General features: G+C 41.5%; 9 protein-coding genes. 5 read left to right on the forward strand and 4 right to left on the reverse strand.

Annotated features, from left to right (window positions below; genetic code table 11):
• The coding region (locus H5203_RS21365) for an Ig-like domain-containing protein (RefSeq protein ID WP_182820267.1) at positions 1 to 4,602 on the forward strand (4,602 nt) is incomplete at its 5' end.
• 50 nt (positions 4,603 to 4,652) lie between these two features.
• Here the strand turns inward: H5203_RS21365 and H5203_RS21370 are convergent.
• The 4 genes from H5203_RS21370 to mnmC all read right to left on the reverse strand — a co-directional run bounded on the left by H5203_RS21370 (position 4,653) and on the right by mnmC (position 9,744).
• Complete coding sequence (locus H5203_RS21370) at positions 4,653 to 6,137, reverse strand: methyl-accepting chemotaxis protein (protein WP_145241515.1); 1,485 nt, start codon at positions 6,135 to 6,137, stop codon at positions 4,653 to 4,655.
• Complete coding sequence (locus tag H5203_RS21375) at positions 6,134 to 6,985, reverse strand: transporter substrate-binding domain-containing protein (protein WP_145241513.1); 852 nt, start codon at positions 6,983 to 6,985, stop codon at positions 6,134 to 6,136. The genes H5203_RS21370 and H5203_RS21375 overlap by 4 nt, the downstream gene beginning before the upstream one ends.
• Positions 6,986 to 7,094: 109 nt before the next feature.
• Positions 7,095 to 7,424, reverse strand: coding sequence for a hypothetical protein (locus H5203_RS21380; protein ID WP_145241510.1), 330 nt, complete (start codon positions 7,422 to 7,424; stop codon positions 7,095 to 7,097).
• Between the two features lie 295 nt (positions 7,425 to 7,719).
• Positions 7,720 to 9,744, reverse strand: a complete 2,025-nt coding sequence (mnmC, locus tag H5203_RS21385) for a bifunctional tRNA (5-methylaminomethyl-2-thiouridine)(34)-methyltransferase MnmD/FAD-dependent 5-carboxymethylaminomethyl-2-thiouridine(34) oxidoreductase MnmC (RefSeq protein ID WP_145241508.1) — start codon at positions 9,742 to 9,744, stop codon at positions 7,720 to 7,722.
• Between the two features lie 177 nt (positions 9,745 to 9,921).
• On the opposite strand from mnmC, the gene fabB reads away from it, so the two are divergent.
• The 4 genes from fabB to H5203_RS21405 form a co-directional block, all read left to right on the forward strand.
• A complete protein-coding gene (fabB, locus tag H5203_RS21390; protein ID WP_145241506.1) occupies positions 9,922 to 11,133 on the forward strand; it encodes a beta-ketoacyl-ACP synthase I in 1,212 nt (403 codons plus the stop codon).
• Positions 11,134 to 11,242: 109 nt separating this feature from the next.
• Entirely contained in the window at positions 11,243 to 12,361 is a 1,119-nt protein-coding gene (locus H5203_RS21395) for a 4-phosphoerythronate dehydrogenase (RefSeq protein WP_145241504.1), read from the forward strand.
• A 51-nt stretch (positions 12,362 to 12,412) separates the two neighbouring features.
• On the forward strand, positions 12,413 to 13,429 hold the full coding sequence (locus H5203_RS21400) for an aspartate-semialdehyde dehydrogenase (RefSeq protein ID WP_145241502.1): 1,017 nt from the start codon (positions 12,413 to 12,415) through the stop codon (positions 13,427 to 13,429).
• A gap of 319 nt (positions 13,430 to 13,748) precedes the next feature.
• Positions 13,749 to 15,382: FimV/HubP family polar landmark protein (locus H5203_RS21405; protein WP_310736569.1), on the forward strand; the 1,634-nt coding region annotated here is incomplete at its 3' end.

The following is a 15,382-nucleotide window of genomic DNA, read 5'->3' on the forward strand; positions in this document are numbered from 1 at the left end:
GAAGGTTCATTTGAAGTCAACGTATTGGGTAACGACAGTGATGTTGATATCGGCGACAGCTTAGATGTGAGCAGTGTGACGGTTGTCAGTGCACCAAGCAACGGGCAAACTCAAGTAACCGCAACTGGGGCAATCATTTATACCGCCAATGCAGATTACTTTGGCGATGACAGCTTTACTTACACAGTTAAAGACAGCAATGGCGCGATATCTAACCTTGCTACTGTCACCATGACCGTGAACCCAGTCAATGATGCACCTTTAGGTATTCCGCAAAGTTTAATACTTGCTGAAGATAATAGCGTCTTGATCACCTTAGTTGGCTTAGATATTGAGAACGATGATCTAAGCTATCGTCTTGATGAAGGCGCATTACATGGCTCGCTTATGCAGCAAAGTAATGATAGTTGGTTATATACGCCAAACGCTAATTATAACGGCAGTGATGGCTTTAGTTTTGTTGTTAATGATGGACAGTTAGATTCAACAACAACCCCGGTATCGTTAGTTATCACCGCAGTTAATGACGCGCCAATTGTGGGTCTACAAACTGGCGTTACTGATGAAGACATGCCAGTCGTTATGAACTTACTCGGTAGTGATGTTGATGGTGATAGATTAACTTATACAATCGTTAGTCAACCAACTAATGGCACTGCGACTATCTCAGGTGAGCAAGTTACTTATCAAGGCAGTGCAAATTACTTTGGTGACGATCAGTTTAGCTATATAGCGAATGATGGATTACTTGATTCAGCACCAAGCACAGTGTCAGTAACGATTAATAGTATTAACGATTTGCCAGTGATTACTGGAGTACCAAGCTTAGCTGTTAATGAAAATGACTTATATAGCTTTGTACCACTAGCGACAGATAATGATGGCGATAACCTCAGCTTCAGTATTGAAAATAAACCAAGTTGGTTGAACTTTGATACCACCACAGGGGAGCTATCAGGCAGACCAAGCAATGCTGATGTAGGAAGTTATGCAGGCATCACGGTGAGTGTAACGGATGGGGTTGCAAGCCAAAGTTTAACCCCATTTACACTGACAGTAGTGAATGTTAACGATGCACCAACAATCAGCGGTTCACCTGCAACATCAATCGCGCAAGATACAGGTTACTCATTTACGCCAATTGTGTCAGATATTGATAATACCAGTTTATCATTGACGATTGCGAACAAGCCGAGTTGGGCAACGTTTGATAGCACAAGTGGTACATTAAGTGGTATACCGACGCGAGATAATGTTGGTCTATATAGCAATATTTTGATCACCGTAAGCGATGGGCAGTTAAGCAGTACGCTTAACCCATTTAGTATTGATGTAACGTATGTAAATGCGCCGCCTGTTGCTAATGATATGGTAATGCGCGTTAAAGAAGATAATAATCTCAGTGTTAGTGCTCAAGTTAGTGACAGTGATAACGACAATTTAGTTATAGAAGTGGTCACTCAGCCACAGTTTGGTAGCTTAACGGTGCAAGGAACGGTATTTAGTTATCAGCCACAGGCTGATTATCATGGTAGCGACACCTTTAGCTATTTAGTGACTGATGGTAAAGCAAGTTCAGCTATAGCTACGGCGTTAATTACTGTTGAGTCAGTAAACGATCAACCGGTCGCTGTGGAAGATACCTTTGACTTAGCGCGAACTGAAAGCGGCCGTTATATACTTGATGTATTGGCGAATGACACTGATGTTGATGGTGATGTAATAACAATTATTGGTGCTAGGGCGTCAGTGGGTACAGTGAGTATTGTTGACCAGCAGCTTGTCTATCAATTTAGCGCAAGTACCCAAGGCACTATTAAAGTTGAGTATATTATTGCCGACCCAGCGCAAGCACAAAGCACAGGGTTTGCTTATATTAACTTTACTGATAGCCAAGCGGATGCACCAACCATTACACCTCCAGCTGCTGTGAATGTTGATGCAACAGGATTGTTTACTCGAGTTAAGTTGGGTACAGCTCTTGCGTTTGATAGCGAGCAAAACCCTCTACCTGTTACTACTATCAATCAAAGTATGTTGTTTACGCCAGGCGTACATCAAGTGTATTGGCAAGCGATAGACAGTAATGGTAAAACCACAACTGCTAGCCAGCAAGTAATGGTTCACCCGCAAATATCACTAGGTAAAAATAAAGTTGTTGCTGAGGATCAAAGTTATACCACTCGGGTTTACTTGAATGGACCAGCGGCAAGTTATCCTGTCACTGTACCTTACAGCGTATCTGGAACCGCAACATCAGATGATCATGATTTAATCAGCGGTGAAGTGGTTATTGAACAAGGCCTCGTTGGTGAGATCAACTTTAGAGTCTTTGCAGATAGTGAGATTGAAGCGGATGAAACAATTGTTATAACGCTTGACGATAGCCTTAATACTGGCGCGCAAGCCTCTAATATTATGACTATTTCAGAGAGTAATATAGCACCAAGCTTAGTTACGATAACGGAGCAAAATAATCAGCCTCGGCCATTTGTTTTAGCCAGTGACGATCTCGTAACAATTACAGCGTTGGCAACAGATAATAACCCTGGAGATAATATTTCATTTAGTTGGCAAGCAGCAGATGAACGGATTGTTGATCTAGGTAATGCGGCTGATACATTTGTGTTCTCTACAGCTGAACTCGATATTGGTATTTATGAAATAGCAGTAACCGCAACAGATGACGCTGTGGATAGCTTATCAACTACAGTGACCAGTTATGTTGAAGTGGTAGCTCAGTTACCTGAGTTAACAACTGCCGATACTGATAATGACTTAATACCAGACAATATCGAAGGTCTACAAGATAATGACCGTGATGGTATTCCTGATTATTTGGATAATATTAATGAATGTAATGTATTACCTGAGCAAGTAAATGAGTCAGCGCAGTTTCTTGTCGAGGGGGATGCGGGAGCATGTTTAAGAAAAGCATTCTCAAGCATACAAAATAGCAGTGGCGCAGCACAATTGTTTGAAAATGAATTGCCTGCAGATGTTGGGATGGATAACTCTGGTGGTTACTTTAGCTTTATAGTAACCGCCATGGAGCAAAAAGGTGAAAACTACCACATAGTGCTTCCGCAAAGAATGCCAATACCAGCGGGGGCGATTTATAGAAAGCTTATCAATAATGAGTGGATTGACTTTAATACCAGCAACGGCGATAAGGTCTATTCTACTCAAGGTGAGCAAGGGTATTGCCCTTCACCAAATAGTCAGCTGTGGCAAGAAGGGCTTAAAGAAGGTGACTGGTGTGTACAATTACGCATAACTGATGGTGGTATCAATGATGCTGATGGCATAGCGAATGGTCAAATTGTTGATCCAGGCGGCGTTAGCGTTATGAGTAGTAATAACAGCGCGCCTGTTACACAATCAGATCAAGTAACTATTGCACTAGGTAATAGTATTGTTATTGATGTGCTTAGTAATGATAGCGATGCAGATAATGATGTACTGACGCTCACCAGTGCAAGTGTTGATTTTGGTGAGGTAGCAATCGTTAATAATCAACTTAGTTATCAACCATTACTTGATTTTATTGGTACTGCAACGATCAACTACAGTGTGTCTGATGGTAAAGGTGGAACAGCCTTTGGTACAGCGACTGTTAGTGTGGTAGTAAACAGTGCCCCAACAACTATTGGTGATACTGCAAGCACCAATGACCGCACGCAAATAGTTATTGATGTGCTCTCCAATGATAGCGATGCGGATGGCGACGCACTTAGTTTAATAAGCGCGCAAGCTACGCAAGGCACAGTCACTATAAATAACGATGGCACATTGAATTACCAGCCCAAAGCAGGTTTTGAAGGTGTTGATTTTATTGAGTATACAGTTTCTGACAGTAAAGGTGCTGAAGCAAAAGGAGAAGTAAAAGTGACCGTAAAAGCTTATACAACCACCACGGTTAAAAATAGCTCATCAGGTAGTTTAGGCAGCACCATGGTGTTGTTAATGATTGGGTTAGTCTTTATACGTCGCCAATCAAAACTGACGCCATGGGCTTTACTCGCTACGGCTGTGGTAGTCAGTCAGCCTGTACTAGCTGGTGAGTGGTCTATGGATGGCACGATTGGTTATGCGGCCGTTGCAGGCTCCACCACAACTGATCAATCAGTCGAATTAGCGAATACTGAATACGATGATACCGATATTAGTTGGTCAATAGGTGGGATTTATTCGTTAGCGACTAATTGGCAATTTGGCGTACGCTATATCAACTTAGGTGAAGGTAGTATGACCTTTGTTGGAGATACGCTTGATCCAAGTAATGCGCAATTGAATGTATCACAAACCGTGCCGGTATTGTCACAAGGACCTGCGATACAAACAGCTTATGTATTCCCGCTGTTGGGCCAAGTTAAGAGTAAGGTTTTTGTAGGGGCTTTCCATTATCATTATTCAATCGATAGCCGCTCATCTACGGGGCAAAAAATTACATATAGTGACACCAATACACGCCCTTATTTTGGCGGGCAATTAGCTTATCCAGTGCTTGAAAATACAGATGTTTCAATTAACTATAGCCATTATAAGCTAAGAGAAAATGATGTAAATGAATGGGCGCTAGGGTTCCAATATCAATTTTAGGAGTCATTAAAGCGTAAATAAAACGGCTAGCCTTCTAGCCGTTTTTGCATTTAATACTTAAACAACCCAAGTTTAGCCACAATGCCTTTTTCAAGATCATTGAGCTGCTTAACTGTCTTATCAAGATGATCCGCTTCTTGGGCAAGCGACTTTGCGCCATGATTGATTTTTTCCATAGTGGCTAATACTCCTTGCGTAACCGAGGTTTGTTCTTCTGAACTGGCTGCAATGCGTTCATTCATTAAGTTCATCTCATCAACTTGTTGAGCGATATTATGAAAAACGCGTTGGCTTTGCTCGTTCGCGCTAGTAACGTCGGTACTCACTTGTTTGCTTTTTTGTGTGGCGGCTACACATTCACTGGCGTTGGTTTGTAGTGCAGTAATGATATTTTCGATTTCTGATGTGGAATGGTAGGTTTTACTCGCAAGTGCGCGAACTTCATCAGCAACTACGGCAAAGCCTCGGCCAGACTCTCCAGCACGTGCAGCTTCAATTGCTGCATTAAGCGCCAATAAGTTGGTTTGTTCGGCGATACTTTTAATCACATCAAGAACTTGGCTTATCTCACTACTGCGACTATCAAGTTGCTCTACCACCGTTGATGTGTGATCTAATTGATTTTCAAGGTCGTTTATCAAACTACTGTTATGACTCATCGATAGCTCGCCGTCTTGGCAAAGTCCTTGTACTTGCATTGTTTTATCCGCTGTTTGCGTCGCTCCAAGGGCAATTTCTTTAGTCGCTTGGGTTAATTGACTCAGAGAGGAGGTTGCCGCATCGGTTAATTGATATTCTTGCTCGGCTTCATATTTTGAACGCACTGTTGCTTCGTTTACTGTTGCGGCAATCACTTCAAGCTCGGTAGCTGTTTGCCCCAGGCTTGAGATTATTTGCTGCACTTCATTAATAAAGCGGTTAAAGCCCGCAACTAAATGGCCAATTTCATCCGTAGATTGATAGTTTATTCGCTGAGTTAAATCGCCAGAGCCACGGGCAAGTTCATCCACCAATTGATTGACACTGACAATCGGTTTGATGATCAGTATGCGGCATACGCTAAGAATAATAATGCCTAACAAGGCAAATGAAATGGCAAGGGTGATAACCATGGTACTTAATGCTTTGTTGATGCCATGGTTTAATTCATCTTGGCTAAAGCTGATATGGATAGTACCAATTGGTTGTTCTGAGAATGTTAGATCAATTTGCTGCTTGAGCAATTGCTTTGTTGTATTGCTGGGTTTATCAAGTCGACCAAGTTCGATACCACGATGATCAATAACATGCAGTTGTTGAATATCTGGATTTTTAGCAAATGCCTGCAATATTTGCGCGATCAGGGGTTTATCATATGAGAATACTGGCTCGGCTAAAATAACCGTTAATTGTTGCTTTATCGCATCAACATTTTTATGCCATTGTTTGGTTTCATCATTTTTTAGTAATACGTAGTTTACCCCAATTACAAAGCTAAAAGTGACTAGTAAACAAATACTAAGCGCTGTGATTATTTTTCTTTGTAATGATTTCATTGCGTGTTGCTCTCGTTAAGTGGATCAAACCACAGTGCGTGTTGTAATAGTGGAGTGCGTGATGACAGGCTAGGGTTCTGTAATGGGATCACCTTTCGTGTTGCTAAGTTAGCTTTAGCTAGTACCATTTTTACTTGGCTGTCGTTAAAGAACATGGTGGTAAAAGTGCCATCGGCAATCATATCTTGTAGCGCAGAATTAAGCTGGCTGGCGAGAGTGTGGTTATCCTTAGCGACAAAGAAATATAACGGCGCGGTATATTTTAGTAAAATGTAAGGATCAACGGTCAGGTTTAACTCACTGTTATTAGCTATTTCATCCCATGGTTCGTTTACGCCACGGGGAAAGTAATCAAAGCGATTACCTTCTAACATCGGAAATAAATTAGGGTATTTTAAGGTAGTGATCACCTTTAAGCCATTCGCTTTGAGTATAGCGGTATCGGGCCACGTTTTGCCTTGTCCGGCGCTAAATTGATAGAGGTCTTTAATAGAGTTTACATGTTTAAATATATGCTGATTTTGTTGAGTGACCATCGCCAAGCGCATACCCAACAAACCACGAAATAAAGGGATATAAATTGCTTGATAGTCTTGCTCAAGCTGCTCAGAAGTCATGCTCCACATCACATCTAACTGACCATTTTTTACATCATTTAAAATACGTGCATTTGAAATGTCTTTATCACTTTCGTAAGGATGTATATATGCAAGGTTTTGCCTCGCTAATGCGGTTAGTAATAGTTTGTGTGGTAAGGAGGTATCACCTGAGTAGCTTTGTAATTTGATTGCTGCGGCGTTGCAATAGTTACTGCCGCAGAGAATCAATATATAAAGTAAATAGCGCATTAAAGACCGTGTTGTTATTATTGTGTTAATAATAAACTACGGTGCTTTTGCTATAAGCTCAACAGTTTGTTTTATGCATACGTATTCAGATCAGTTCGCCGTCAAGCGATTATGGTTGCGTGATCATAATCGCTATTTCGGTTCGGTAGTCACGAGCATATAAGCTGATCCGCACGGTTTTCTTGTCGATGGTATAAAACAACGTTCGGCGTTTATTATCACCGATAATAAGCTCAGACTTACCTAAAGCTTGTTGATAAAAAGCACTCACTTTTGTAATCGACTGAGCAACATAGCCAGTTTGTATCAGTGGGTAGTCATCGGCAATTTGTAATGAGTACTTAAAATCAGCTGGTAGCGGAACGCTGTCTAAATTTGCAGCGCAAGTCACTGAGGTTAGGCTTATTGCTAACATCAGTGGTGTTATTATTTTTATCACATAAGGGTCTGTTGACCTTTGCGGATTAATATTTGTTTAAACTAGGGGCAATTTAATCGCGGCGCGAGGTTTGTAACCTAGTGGGCTAAGTAAAAGCCGAGCAACAAAGAGTTAATTGCCCCTAGGCAGAACCCTTCGGGCAGCGCCTGTTTGGCATTAATGCTGCGTTATCGCCTATTTATGGGGAATAACCACACCACATAGGCTCTGCCTTGCCTAAATACCAAACAGACTGCTGCAAATTTAACCTTGAAAGATCAACAGACCCTGGTTCCTACACGCTATTTTTGCTAAGTTAAATTTTATTTCGAATTAAATCTCTTACAATAAAGCGGGCTGGGTGAATCGCTTGGCTTACTCGTTCACTCAAAGGCTGTGGTTCATTGTTAAGTGCAGCAACTAATTGTTCTGCACACAGGGGCGCACTGCATAAGCCACGAGCCCCAAAGCCTGTGAGTATGTGTAGTCCTTGTTGTGGTTTTTGTAAGGATTGATATTGATAGCGTTTCCCTGCGCGTAAATTGGCAAACGCGTGAATATAATCACTTTGCTGCGGCCATTCTCCGGCCATAGGGAGGTGATCAATAAAACTACAACGTACAGCGGCTTTAGCTGCCGTGATCTCACCTAGACTACTGGCAAAGTCGGTTTGTCCATAAAAGTGAAGCAGTTGCTCGCGATTTGTTTGATTGTCTTGGTCTTTGACTGCGCGGCTTTTTGAGTTCTTCTCGAATGTTGCGCCCATACAGTGATGGTCTAAATAAGCAGGAGTAAAGTAGCCTTTATGACATAGCACGGTTTTTAGTTTACGTGATGCAGGACTTGCTTGTACATGGGATACTTGACCACGCACGCCAACAATTGGCAGAGCCTGAGTTTGTACAAAACGGTCGCTGTGCTCACCAGCACATACAATAACGTCACTAAATGGGCCAAACTGTTGCCCTTGGCTCAATAACAGCCAGCCTTGCGGGGTTTTCTCAAGCTGTTCGATATCACAATTAAAATGGCTTTTAATTGGTTTGAGTTTATGGGCTTGTTGGAACAGAGCGCTCACTAATTGTGGTGGGTTAACCCATCCACCTAACGGGAAATATACGCCAGAGTAGCCTGTACTTACACCGGCAATTTCATCACCTTGCTCAGGCGTTACGCCGTGCATGAGTTCATCTGGCCACAGCTGTTTATGTTCAATATTTTGATGGCGCTCAACTAAGGGTTGTTTGATCGCGTGTTGTAATACGCCGCACCATTGATGATCATAGTGAAAGCCATTCTCAGTGAGTTGCTGATAAAGTCGTTTCGCATATAAAAAACTGTGCGCAAAAAGCTCACTGTGCGGGGAGTTTTTTGCTTGTAAGTGCGGATAAATCGCACCTTGTACATTATGAGATGCGCCCATCGCGAGTTGGGGATCTTGGCAAAAAAGTTGGCTGTTAACCCCACGTTTCGCCAAGCTATATAAAATAGCGCTGCTGGCTATCCCTCCGCCAATGACAGCAACGTTTTTAAGTGAACTTTGCTGATGAGCCAGATAAGGTGGCGCCGATTGTGCTTGGTTAGCATGGGCTAAAGAACCAATCAGCATTTCATTTTTTTTGCCATGACCTTTGATTTTTTGTACCGCAAACCCTGCATCAGCAAGACCTCTACGTACAACACCTGCAACCGTAAAGGTTGCAAACGTGGCATTACTACGAGAAATATCCACCATTGAATTAAATAAGGCTGGCTGCCACATTTCTGGGTTTTTACTCGGTGCAAAGCCATCTAGATACCACGCATCGATAATACCTGTTTGCGGGTAGCTTATAGCTGCGAGTGATTCTTGCACATCGCCAAAATATAAATCGAGTATAATTTGACCATTGTCAAATTCAAGACGATGGCAACCAGCCAAATTAATCGGGTACTTAGCAAGTAACTGTTTACTCAATGGTGCTAAACTAGGCCATACTTGCAATGCCTTTTGCAGATCGTCTGTTTTAATCGGATACTTTTCAAAAGACATAAAATGTAAGCGCTGCACATTTTGTTGTGCTGGGTTGTGAACTTCTTGACTATGATGTTGCCTACTGGTTAGATTATTTTTAAATTGTTGCCATGTATTTAAAAAATTAAGCCCAGTACCAAAACCAGTTTCAGCGATAACGAAATGTGCACGGTCATGATTTTGTAATCGATGAGGCATATTATTTTGCTGGTAGAACACATAATCAGACTCAGCTTGGCCATCATCGTTCGAAAAGTAGACATCGTTAAAGTTGTCTGCAACGGGTGTACCTAAGTTATTAAAGTGAATTTCAGCGTTTTTAATCATGGCATGCAATTAATGAGTACTTTTTTTCATTATTTTACGTGTTTTCTTTGAAATAGTCTGGCGTTATTTATAAGCTAGAGGTTCAGAGTACAAGTGTACGCTAGAAAGCTGACCACTTCGTTGTAAGTTTCAGCGTAAAATAGAACACAATTTAGTATCAAGCTAAGGTAATTACCCATGAGAAGAGCCGTTATTACGGGCATCGGTGTTGTATCAAGCATCGGTAACAACAAAGAAGAAGTATTAGAATCGTTAAAAACAGGTAAGAGCGGAATCGCTTTTAACCCAGAATTTGCTGAATATAAGTTACGTAGTAACGTATCCGGCAAAATTGATATTGACGTTAAAGAGTTTGTTGATCGTAAAGCAATGCGCTTTATGGGCGATGCCGCTGCGTATTCGTATATTTCAATGGCACAAGCAATTGCAGATTCTGGTTTGTCTGATGATCAAGTATCAAATGAGCGCACGGGTATCATTGTGGGTTCCGGTGGTGGTTCATCTAAATGGCAGGTTGAAGCGGCTGACATTTTACGTGAAAAAGGCGTAAAACGTGTAGGTCCTTATATGGTTCCGCGCACCATGGCCAGTACAACATCGGCATGCTTAGCAACACCATTTAAAATTAAAGGTGTTAACTACTCAATCAGTTCAGCATGTGCAACATCTGCACACTGTATTGGTAACGCAGTTGAGCAAATCCAATTAGGCAAACAAGACGTTGTTTTTGCCGGTGGCGGTGAAGAGCTTCACTGGACATTGGCAATGGAATTTGACGCAATGGGCGCACTGTCTACCAAATATAATGAAACACCTGAAAAAGCCTCTCGTACTTATGATGCTAACCGCGATGGATTTGTTATCTCTGGTGGTGGCGGTATTGTTGTTGTTGAAGAACTTGAACATGCGCTTGCACGTGGTGCACACATTTATGCTGAAGTTGTTGGCTATGGCGCAACATCTGATGGCTATGACATGGTTGCACCATCAGGTGAAGGTGCTGCACGTTGTATGCGTCAAGCAATGCAAGGCGTTGACAGCATTGATTATCTAAACACTCACGGTACATCTACACCAGTAGGTGATGTAAAAGAGTTAGGAGCAATTCAAGAAGTATTTGGTGGTAATTCACCGATGATCAGCGCGACTAAAGCAATGACAGGCCATGCACTGGGCGCCGCTGGTGTGCATGAAGCTATTTTCTCACTATTGATGTTAGAGCATAGCTTTGTTGCGCCTTCAATCAATATTGATGAGCTAGATGAACAAGCTGCAGGCTTAAACATTATCACTGAGCGTAAAGACGTTGAACTAAATACTGTTATGTCTAACAGTTTTGGTTTTGGTGGTACTAACGCCACGTTAGTGATGAGTAAATATAAAGGCTAATTAAAAAGCCAAATTACAATTAAAGCCGAGCAACTTGCTCGGCTTTTTCGTTTTCAAAGTCGGCTATGTTCGTTACAATAGCGGCTCTTAGTGCTTACTGGACTTGTTAATGAAAATTCTTGCAGACCAAAACATGCCACTTGTTGAGCAATATTTTGCTGATTTTGGTGAAGTAACGCGTTTTGATGGTCGTACATTACAAAGCGAACAGCTAATTGATGTTGATGTATTATTAACTCGCTCGGTAACCTCAGTAAATGAAGCACTGTTAATACATGCTAATAAATTACGCTACGTAGGTACGGCGACAATCGGCGTTGATCATATTGATACTGATTTACTCAAACAACGTGATATTGCATTTACGAGCGCACCTGGTTGTAATGCCGTTGCTGTGGCTGAATATGTGATCAGTAGCTTGTTTGCACTGTGCCAAGAAAATGCCTGCACCTTGGAACACAAAACCATTGGGATTGTCGGAGTGGGCAGTATTGGTAGCTGTTTGCGAGATAAATTAGCCGCGCTTAATGTCACTGTATTAGTATGCGATCCACCTAAGCATGAAGCGGGACAATTAGCCGAGCATACAGATATTGATGAGTTGTTGAGTAAAGCGGATATCGTCACTTTCCATGTGCCGTTAGTAACGACCGGTAAACATAGTACCTTGCATTTAATGAACAAAGCGCGTTTAGCAGCGCTTAAACCTGGCACTATTTTGATTAATGCCAGTCGCGGCGATGTGGTCGATAATCATGCTCTACTGGAAATTATGCGCGGTGGTGCCAAGCTCGATGTGGTATTAGATGTATGGGAAAACGAACCTTCTATATTAACTGAATTGCTTGAGTTTGTGCGTTATGCCAGTGTCCATATCGCAGGCCATACCTTAGAGGGTAAAGCACGTGGCACGCAAATGCTCTATGAAAAGTTGTGCGAGCTTAAAGGTTTGCAAACAGGCAAAGCATTAGCTGATTTTTTACCAGTGCCCGCGTTTACCCAAGTTACATTACAAGAAACCTTTAGCGAAGCTGATTTAGGTCAGTTGATCCATCTGGTTTACGATGTGCGTCGTGATGATGGTATTTTGCGATGCAACTTAGCAAGTGAAGGGTTTGATAGCTTACGTAAAAACTACCCCATTCGACGTGAATTTAGCACAGTCAAAGTGCTAGGTGCAGGCGCATATTCGCCTTTGCTGCAAGGGCTTGGTTTCGTAGTCGAATAACTTAAAATTTAAACAGCGGCCACAATGGCGGCTGTTAAACGAGGAATACACATGTCACAAAAATATAATGTTGCCGTACTTGGCGCTACAGGTCTTGTTGGTCGCCAAATTATTGAAACGTTAGAAGATCGTAAGTTTCCTGTTGATCAATTATTTTTATTGGCAAGTAGTCGCAGCGCTGGTGAAGATATTAAGTTTCGTGGTGAAACTATTGAAGTGCAGGACGTTGAAGGGTTTGACTTTAGCCAAGCGCATATTGGTTTATTTTCTGCTGGTGGCAGTGTGTCAGAAAAATACGCACCTATTGCCGCTGATGCAGGATGTGTAGTAATTGATAACACTTCGCACTTTAGAAATGATTTTGAAATACCACTGGTTGTGCCAGAAGTAAATGCAGCAAGCCTTGCTGATTTTAGAAATCGCAATATCATTGCTAATCCTAATTGCTCAACTATTCAAATGATGGTGGCATTAAAACCTATTTATGATGCATACGGCATCGATCGTATTAATGTATCTACTTATCAAGCAGTATCGGGTGCAGGCAAAAAAGCGGTTGATGAACTTGCAAAACAAACTGCTAATTTAATGAATGCACGCCCTGTAGATAGCGAAATATTTCCAAAGCAGATGGCGTTTAATGTTATCCCACAAATTGATGTTTTTGAAGATAACGGTTACACCCGTGAAGAAATGAAGATGGTTAACGAAACCCATAAAATTCTGGGTGATACCACAATTGCTGTTAATCCGACATGTGTACGAGTTCCGGTATTTTTTGGTCACTCAGAAGCGATTAACATTGAAACACGTATGCCGTACGACTTTGAACATGTAAAACAGTTACTTAATGACGCGCCAGGGCTTGAACTTATAGAAGACGAAGGGGATTACCCAACCCCGGTTACGGATGCAAGTGGTAATGACATTGTGTATGTAGGGCGCTTACGTCAAGATATCTCACATCCGCATGGTTTAAATATGTGGGTTGTAAGTGATAATACCCGTAAAGGGGCCGCAACGAACAGCGTGCAAATAGCTGAAGAGTTGATAGCGAACTATCTTTAATTAAAAGCAAGAAAAGCGGCAGTTTGTCGCTTTTTTATTTTTTAACTGCCAAATAATTGCCGCATAGCTGCTAAAAGCGTATAAACTTAATCTTAACGATAAAAAACTCTTCCGGCTAATAAAGTTTAAGCTATTACGTTTCAAAGTGTTGCGATGGATATTAAGCCGCAACTGGTTTATAGTTTGCAACTGGAATAGAGCTTGCAGGAAAGACTTAATTAACTATTTATTTATGTACGTTATTTCTGCAAGAAATAATCAATGTTTAAGCGTCTAATTTAATGGCGCTGCGTTAACATTTAAACATTAAAGGATCAGCATGCGCGGTTTAGCTACACTCCTCTTATTAGCGTCTGCATTGGTGGTAACACCGATATACTCCCAAGACGGCAGCCAACTTAAAGGGCCTAAAGGCGTTGATTATGGCGTTCAAGGGCGTTCTATTGGGCCAATAAAGCCAACCGATACACTATGGCGTATTGCTGCAAAAGTGCGACCTGATAACTCGGTCAGTATTTATCAAGTTATGCAGGCTCTGTATGAAAAAAATCCGCAATCATTTTTAGATCAAAATCTCAATCATATGCGCGATGGTGCGTATTTAAAAATCCCTACCTTAGCTGATATCCGCGCAGTAAGCCCGGAGCTTGCCAAACAGCGTTCAGAGCAAGATGATGAGCTATGGGAAAAAAAGAAAAATGGCACGCTTACGAACAGCGAAATTACTGCTTCACAAACCAAAGTAACTCAAGCACGCAAAGTGGATGTTGATGAAGCTAAGCAAGAATTAAAACAAGAAATCAACAGCATTAAAACCCAACAGGGCAGTCAGCTTGTTGAATTACAAAAGCAGTTCAAGTCGTCAGTTGATAATGTCGAAGAAATTTTAGTTGAAAACAATAAATTAAAGCAACAGTTAACTGGTGTGTCTAAAGAGCTTGAAAATATTCGTGAGCAACTTGGTAAAGACAGTGAAATTCAACGCCAACTTTCTGAATTGATTGCAAAACAGAACGAAATTATAGAGCAACAACAAGCAAAAAAGCTCGAAGAGACTAGTGAGTTTGACTTTGCTGGGCTATTAGCCAATCCACTAGTTCTCATTCTATTAATGACAATTCCAGCGTTATTGATCATCTTTGCAATCGTGATGTTTTTACGTAAACGTAACAACAAAGAAGATGAAAGCACTGATGATGACGAATTTTTACCACAAAGCCCCAGTTATACTGCCGAGGATGAGCTTGATTTAGGCCCATCTCTTGATCCCATTGTTCCAGATCCAGTTCAAGAAGACGATGATGTAAGTATTCAGCTTGATGATCTTGAGAACGATATTTTACCTGATGACGACGATATTATTTTTGATGACAATATTGATGATGCGTTTGAAGATGGTGACAGTTTATTAAATCAAGACGAGCTAGATGGTTTACTGAGCGACGACATTGTATTTGATGATGAAAGCGACGAGGCTAAAGAAGATGATGAACTTGATATCTTCATGCAGCAAGATTTTGATCAAGCAGATGATGATAGCTTAGGCGACGACATTGATTTAGATATTAAAGCCGACAACAATGATGGCGATATTCTAAGTGCATCAGATCTAGATGATTTATTTGCTAATGACAACGATGAACCGACTGCTGAATCAGATGACTCGCTTGACTCAGATGATGACTTAGCAGCACTCAGTGAAGAGTTAGCAGATGAAGATGATGACTTTGATATTGATGCATTGATTGATGAACAAAGCAGTAATCAACCGACAGATAAGAATGACGGCGATAACGACGAATTTGATTTAGACGATATTGACAGCCTTATTGATGAAGCTGGCGATAAAGCGACTGCAGAGCCGGAGCTGGCTGAAGAAGACGAATTTGATTTAGACGATATTGACAGTCTAATTGATGAAGCTGGCGATAAAGCGACTGCAGAGCCGGAGCT

This window comes from Pseudoalteromonas sp. SG41-1, from assembly GCF_014164575.1.
Lineage (GTDB): Bacteria > Pseudomonadota > Gammaproteobacteria > Enterobacterales > Alteromonadaceae > Pseudoalteromonas > Pseudoalteromonas rhizosphaerae.

Excerpts from the sequence above, each read along its gene's own strand:
- H5203_RS21375 (WP_145241513.1), bottom strand. The coding sequence starts at position 6,985 with ATGCGCTATTTACTTTATATATTGATTCTCTGCGGCAGTAACTATTGC.
- fabB (WP_145241506.1), top strand. The coding sequence starts at position 9,922 with ATGAGAAGAGCCGTTATTACGGGCATCGGTGTTGTATCAAGCATCGGT.
- H5203_RS21400 (WP_145241502.1), top strand. The coding sequence starts at position 12,413 with ATGTCACAAAAATATAATGTTGCCGTACTTGGCGCTACAGGTCTTGTT.
- H5203_RS21395 (WP_145241504.1), top strand. The coding sequence starts at position 11,243 with ATGAAAATTCTTGCAGACCAAAACATGCCACTTGTTGAGCAATATTTT.
- mnmC (WP_145241508.1), bottom strand. The coding sequence starts at position 9,744 with ATGATTAAAAACGCTGAAATTCACTTTAATAACTTAGGTACACCCGTT.
- H5203_RS21370 (WP_145241515.1), bottom strand. The coding sequence starts at position 6,137 with ATGAAATCATTACAAAGAAAAATAATCACAGCGCTTAGTATTTGTTTA.